Raw genomic sequence first — 5,187 nt, forward strand, 5'->3', positions numbered from 1 at the left:
CAGGGGGCGGGGAAGCAGCGGTGCCGATCGACCCCGCGTTCGCGCCGTGATCCGTCGGACAGACCCTAGCCGGGGCCTACGGGGCACCAGGCGCGCAGCAGCTCGAAGAACTCGTCCTCGTTCCCCGCCAGCCCGGCTCCGGCCAGCGCACGTTCGGCCTCGGCCAGCACGGTCGGCGGCACCATGGCCGGGGCAGCGTCCGGCGGCCCGTCCAGGGTGGCGCGCACGGTGTGCAGCAGCCGGAGATACGCCTGTACGGCGGTGCGCTCACGGTCGGTCAGTACGGCGGTCGGCATCGGTCGGCTCCCCGGTCGGCGGCACGGTTCACGCACGCTGGCGCAGCGCACCGCCCCTCGCGGCACGCAGGGTTCCAGCTTGCCGTCCCCCACTGACAACGCGTCGGCTCCGGGCCGCCCGAGGTCGCCCGTACGGCTCAGGCGCCTCAGCCCTGCGGCCCCGGATACCCCAGCGACGTACCGATGCGCCCCGCCACGTCGTCCCGGCGGACCGGGCCGCTCAGCGAAGAACCCCGCATCCTGGTACGGCACTTGCTGGCCAGCAGCAGGCCGAAGGTCTCCGCGTCCCGCTCCTCGTCCTGGTCGAACCGGGTGCGCGCGGCGACCCGGTGCACGGCCGCCCGCAGCGCGTCCCGGTCGGTGTCGTCCGTCAGCAGCCGGGTGGCGACCCCCATGCCGAGACCGTCGACCCGGTGGGCGGCGTGGTCGGTCTGCATGTGCCACAGCTCGTGGCCGAGGATCACCAACTGGTGGTCGGGCGCGGTGCGTTCCTCCACCACGACCAGATCGCGGTCGCTCATGTCCAGCCACAGCCCGCTGGCCGTGCCGGGCGGGAAGACCGACGTACGGAAGTGCACCGGGCGGCCGCGCCTGCGGCTCATCGCCGAGCACAGCGAGCGGTACAGCTCATCGGGCGGCACAGGCGCGGGCCGCCGGTCCAACTGGCCGACCAGTTCGGCGCACAGCCGCCGCATGTCCTTGGCGATGTTCTTGGACCCCATCCCGATCACGACCCCGGCTGCCGGACGCTCTCCAGCAGCATGTCCAGCCACTCCGCGACCTTGTCGCGGTGCTGGTCGGTGGGGAGCTGGGCGGCGCGCCAGGCGATCCCGCGCACCCCGTGGTCCTGGAGCAGCCGCTCCAGCGGGTCCTGCGCCGTTGCGGAGGCGGCCCGCTCCCGGTCCGCCAGCTTCTGGAGCAGTTCCTGCTCGATGTGCTGGAGGACGCCCGCGAGCGCCTCGGGGTCCTCCGCCGTCAGAAACCCGGCGTGCACGTGGAAGAACCGCTGGAGCGCGTCGCAGTGCTCCATCGTGGGGCGCCGGTCGCCGTTGATGAGGGCGCCGGCCTGCTGCCGGGACATGCCGGCGCCGTCGGCGATCTCCTGCTGGGTGTATCTGCGTCCGCCGGGCTTGAGCCGGGTGCGGCGCAGCAGGTCCAGCCGTTGCAGGAAGCGGGCCTGCACGTCCGGTTCACCGGCCGGGCGGCCGGTGAGCAGCGCCTTGACCACCGGCTCCGGGACCCCGCTGCCGACCGAGAGCCGGGCGGTGTCGAAGACCTCGGGGTGCGGGACGCCGAGCCGGTCGGCGAGCGCGGTGACGCGGGCGACGACGGCCGGAAGCTGAGCGGTCGCCGTGGCGCCCGGATTCTCGTAGCCATCCGTCACCGACAGAACTCCTACGTCTCTCAAGGGCCGCGCGAGATCGGGCGCGCTTGTCACCCCCGGCGGCCGTGAACATCCCGGAGAGTAGCCTGTGGTTCGAACTCACATCCAGGTCTCGCCACAACTGTGGCGAATTTCAGCCGTCAACAGGCATGAAATGCCACGATAGTTGACACGGCTCTTGTCGGAGCAGCAGGATCGCAGCGCCGCGTGCAGGCGGCCAAGGCAAGAGGGGTGACCACCCGATGGCACATCAGGCGGGAGGGCGGCGGCCGGTATCCCGGTCCGTCCCCGAGAGCTGTGAGGCGCGGGACTATCTGGACGACTACGCGGCCGTGGTGGAGGCCGCCCCGTTCCCCTCGCTCGTCGTGGACCACCGCTGGAACGTCATTCTGGCCAACGACCCCTTCGCCGCCCTCTTCGGTGAGGTGCGGCACCACCCCACCGCGATGCCCGGCGACAACTTCCTGCGCTTCGTCCTCTTCCACCCCGACGCGGGCCGGGTGCTCGGCGAGCACGAGCCGGCCTGGTGCCTGCCGATGCTGGCCCAGCTCAAGACCGCGATGGAGGGGTACGGCCACGACCACGAACTCCAGGCGATACGGCGGGACGTGGCCCACGACCCGATCATGGAGGCCGCCTACCGGCAGGGGCTGCCGCACTGGATACACGCGGTCGGCGAGAGCGCGGCCCGGCTCGACGGCTCCGTACGGCTGCTGCACCACCCCGATCCGCGCCGGGGCACCACCGAGTGCCGGGTGGTGGACGAGACCCCGCCCCTGCTGCGCGACCTGGGTTACCGGCGCCTGACGATGATCCCCCGGCAGCCGTCCGCCGCCGGCCGGCGCGCCCACCTGACGGTCGTCCCCGCCCCATAGACCCGGCCCGGCCCCGTCGGTGTTCAGGTCATCGACGGCGCCGGGTCATCCGCACCCGCGACACTCTTACGCAAGCTGCTTGCGTAACTTGCGCTACGCTTGCGCCCATGACGCGACGACTTGCGGAAGTGGCGAAGAAGGTCGGGGTCAGCGAGGCCACGGTCAGCCGGGTGCTCAACGGCAAGCCCGGAGTCTCCGACGCCACCCGGCAGTCGGTCCTCACCGCCCTGGACGTCCTGGGCTACGAGCGTCCCACCCAGTTGCGCGGCGAGCGCGCCCGCCTGGTGGGCCTGGTCCTGCCGGAACTCCAGAACCCCATCTTCCCCGCGTTCGCCGAGGTCATCGGGGGTGCGCTCGCCCAGCTCGGGCTGACCCCGGTGCTGTGCACCCAGACCAAGGGCGGCGTCTCGGAGGCCGACTACGTCGAACTGCTCCTCCAGCAGCAGGTCTCCGGCGTCGTCTTCGCCGGCGGCCTGTACGCGCAGGCCGACGCCCCGCACGACCACTACCGCCGCCTCGCGGACCGGAGCATCCCGGTCGTGCTGGTCAACGCGGCCATAGAGCACCTCGGCTTCCCCGCCGTCTCCTGCGACGACACGGTCGCCGTCGAGCAGGCGTGGCGCCACCTCGCCTCCCTCGGCCACGAGCGCATCGGTCTGGTCCTCGGGCCCGGCGACCACGTCCCCTCCGCCCGCAAGCTCGCCGCCGCCCGCGCGCTGGCCGGGGATCTGCCGGACGCCCACGTGGCCCGCGCCATCTTCTCCATCGAGGGCGGGCACGCCGCCGCCTCCCGGCTGATCGACCGCGGTGTCACCGGCATCATCTGCGCCAGCGACCCCCTCGCCCTCGGCGCGGTGAGGGCCGCCCGCCGCAAGGGGCTTGACGTGCCCAGGCAGATCTCGGTGGTCGGCTACGACGACTCGGCGTTCATGAACTGCACCGAGCCCCCGCTCACCACCGTCCGCCAGCCGATCGAGGCCATGGGCCGGGCCGCCGTGGAACTGCTGAACGCGCAGATCGGCGGCACCGCCGTCCCCGCCGAGGAGCTGCTGTTCGAGCCCGAGCTGGTGGTCCGGGGCTCCACCGCGCAAGCACCGCGCGACTGAGCGCGGCGGGGAGGCGTTCGGCTGTCAAATAATTACAGATTCTGCGCGACATCTTGCGGCCCGGTGTCGTCGGTGCTTGAGTGTGCGGCGCCCACCGCTCCTGCCTTGAGGGGTCCACCGATGAGAAGCACCGGGTTCCGCCGCACCGTCGCCGCGATCGGCGTCTGTTCCTCGCTCGCCCTCACCGCAGCAGCCTGCGGCTCGGACGACGACAGCTCGGCGGGCGGCAAGACCCGCATCACCGTCAACTGCGAGCCGCCCAAGAGCGCCAAGGTCGACCGCCGGTTCTTCGAGGAGGACACCGCCTCCTTCGAGAAGGCCCACCCGGACATCGACGTAGTCGCCCACGACGCCTTCCCCTGCCAGGACCCCAAGACCTTCGACGCCAAGCTCGCCGGCGGCCAGATGGAGGACGTGTTCTACACCTACTTCACCGACGCCCAGCATGTGGTCGACATCCACCAGGCCGCTGACCTCACCCCGTACGTCAAGGAACTGAAGAGCTACGACAGCATCCAGAAGCAGCTCCGGGACATCTACACCGTCGACGGCAAGGTCTACGGCATCCCGCGCACCGGCTACTCGATGGGGCTGATCTACAACCGCGCCCTGTTCAAGAAGGCCCGCCTCGACCCCGACAAGCCCCCGGCCACCTGGGAAGAGGTCCGCGCCGCCGCCAAGAAGATCGCCGGACTGGGCAACGGCACCGTCGGATACGCCGACTACAGCGCCCAGAACCAGGGCGGCTGGCACTTCACCGCAGAGCTGTACTCCCAGGGCGGCGACGTCGTCAGCGCCGACGGCAAGAAGGCCACGGTGGACACCCCCGAGGGCCACGCGGTGCTGCAGAACCTGCACGACATGCGCTGGGCTGACGACTCCATGGGCAGCAAGCAGCTCCTGGTCATCAACGACGCCCAGCAGATGATGGGTTCGGGCAAGCTCGGCATGTACCTGTCGGCGCCGGACAACATCCCGATCCTGGTGAAGGAGAAGGGCGGCTCGTACAAGGACCTGGCGCTCGCCCCGATGCCCGGCGGCAAGGGCACGCTCATCGGCGGCGACGGCTACATGTTCAACAAGAAGGCCAGTCCCGCCCAGATCCGCGCCGGCCTCAAGTGGCTCGACCACATGTTCCTCACCCCCGGAGACGGCTTCCTCGGCGACTACGCCCGCGCCAAGAAGAACGACGCACCCGTGGGACTGCCCGAGCCGCGTCTGTTCACCGGCGCCGCCGACGCCAAGGACCAGCAGGTCAAGAAGGCCAACGCCAACGTCCCGGTGGAGAACTACCAGTCGTTCCTGGACGGCAACCAGAGTCTCGACATGAAGATCGAGCCGCCGCACGCCCAGCAGATCTACTCGGTGCTCGACGGGGTCGTCTCCGCCGTCCTCACCAAGAAGGACGCGGACGCCGACCAGCTCCTCAAGGACGCCGACGGCAAGATCGACAGCATCCTGGCGCGGGGCTGACCACCATGACCAAGACGGCCGAGCGGCTCCCCGCGGCCGCCGCCCCCCTGGCC

6 protein-coding genes are annotated in these 5,187 nt (G+C 71.0%); 3 read left to right on the forward strand and 3 right to left on the reverse strand.

Annotated features, from left to right (window positions below):
* Nucleotides 1-65: 65 nt before the first annotated feature.
* The 3 genes from GT030_RS08680 to GT030_RS08690 form a co-directional block, all read right to left on the reverse strand.
* Nucleotides 66-296, reverse strand: coding sequence for a hypothetical protein (locus tag GT030_RS08680; RefSeq protein WP_161200595.1), 231 nt, complete (start codon nucleotides 294-296; stop codon nucleotides 66-68).
* A gap of 146 nt (nucleotides 297-442) precedes the next feature.
* Nucleotides 443-991, reverse strand: a complete 549-nt coding sequence (locus GT030_RS08685) for a toxin-antitoxin system, toxin component (RefSeq protein ID WP_161200599.1) — start codon at nucleotides 989-991, stop codon at nucleotides 443-445.
* Nucleotides 992-1,023: 32 nt separating this feature from the next.
* Nucleotides 1,024-1,680 (reverse strand): helix-turn-helix domain-containing protein, encoded by a 657-nt coding sequence (locus GT030_RS08690; protein WP_161200596.1) that lies wholly within the window; start codon nucleotides 1,678-1,680, stop codon nucleotides 1,024-1,026.
* 242 nt (nucleotides 1,681-1,922) lie between these two features.
* On the opposite strand from GT030_RS08690, the gene GT030_RS08695 reads away from it, so the two are divergent.
* From GT030_RS08695 to GT030_RS08705, 3 genes are all read left to right on the forward strand, one after another.
* A complete protein-coding gene (locus GT030_RS08695; protein ID WP_161200597.1) occupies nucleotides 1,923-2,555 on the forward strand; it encodes a hypothetical protein in 633 nt (210 codons plus the stop codon).
* A gap of 107 nt (nucleotides 2,556-2,662) precedes the next feature.
* Entirely contained in the window at nucleotides 2,663-3,661 is a 999-nt protein-coding gene (locus GT030_RS08700; RefSeq protein WP_202459863.1) for a LacI family DNA-binding transcriptional regulator, read from the forward strand.
* A 120-nt stretch (nucleotides 3,662-3,781) separates the two neighbouring features.
* Nucleotides 3,782-5,134: an extracellular solute-binding protein gene (locus GT030_RS08705; RefSeq protein WP_161200598.1), complete on the forward strand. Its 1,353-nt coding sequence runs from the start codon at nucleotides 3,782-3,784 to the stop codon at nucleotides 5,132-5,134.
* The last annotated feature ends 53 nt before the right edge of the window (nucleotides 5,135-5,187 follow it).

The organism is Streptomyces sp. SID1328 (genome assembly GCF_009865595.1).
In the GTDB taxonomy this organism is placed as follows: domain Bacteria; phylum Actinomycetota; class Actinomycetes; order Streptomycetales; family Streptomycetaceae; genus Streptomyces; species Streptomyces griseoluteus.

Excerpts from the sequence above, each read along its gene's own strand:
- GT030_RS08680 (WP_161200595.1), bottom strand. The coding sequence starts at position 296 with ATGCCGACCGCCGTACTGACCGACCGTGAGCGCACCGCCGTACAGGCG.
- GT030_RS08685 (WP_161200599.1), bottom strand. The coding sequence starts at position 991 with ATGCGGCGGCTGTGCGCCGAACTGGTCGGCCAGTTGGACCGGCGGCCC.
- GT030_RS08695 (WP_161200597.1), top strand. The coding sequence starts at position 1,923 with ATGGCACATCAGGCGGGAGGGCGGCGGCCGGTATCCCGGTCCGTCCCC.
- GT030_RS08700 (WP_202459863.1), top strand. The coding sequence starts at position 2,663 with ATGACGCGACGACTTGCGGAAGTGGCGAAGAAGGTCGGGGTCAGCGAG.
- GT030_RS08705 (WP_161200598.1), top strand. The coding sequence starts at position 3,782 with ATGAGAAGCACCGGGTTCCGCCGCACCGTCGCCGCGATCGGCGTCTGT.